Annotated in this window: 1 protein-coding gene; it reads right to left on the bottom strand. The window is 59.7% G+C overall.

The annotated features are described in order from the left end of the window. Positions 1-288, bottom strand: a 288-nt coding sequence (locus GQB03_RS22775; RefSeq protein WP_235027190.1) for a thiamine pyrophosphate-dependent enzyme, incomplete at both ends; no start/stop codon positions are given.

Genomic DNA, 288 nt, shown 5'->3' with positions numbered 1-288 from the left:
TGTAGAAATCCACCTGGTTCTTCTTCTCCGCGCCCCACTGACGGTTGTGGAAGACCACTGCGGTGACCGGAATGTTGTGACGCACGCAGGTCATCGTCTCCATCAGGCTCATGCCCCAGGCCCCATCGCCGGCATACGAGACCGCCGGGCGATGCGGCGCCGCCACCTTCGCCCCGATGATCGTCGGGAAGGCATAACCGCAGTTACCGAAGCTCATCGCCGCAAAGAACGAACGCGGCTTCTCGAAACGCAGATAACTGTTGGCCACCGAATTGATGTTGCCGATAT

Origin of the sequence: Cognatazoarcus halotolerans (assembly GCF_009800965.1) — a bacterium.
GTDB classification, from domain to species: Bacteria; Pseudomonadota; Gammaproteobacteria; order Burkholderiales; family Rhodocyclaceae; genus Cognatazoarcus; species Cognatazoarcus halotolerans.
Note: the sequence above shows the minus strand (reverse complement) of the source record. Positions and strands in the feature narration are given on the sequence as shown.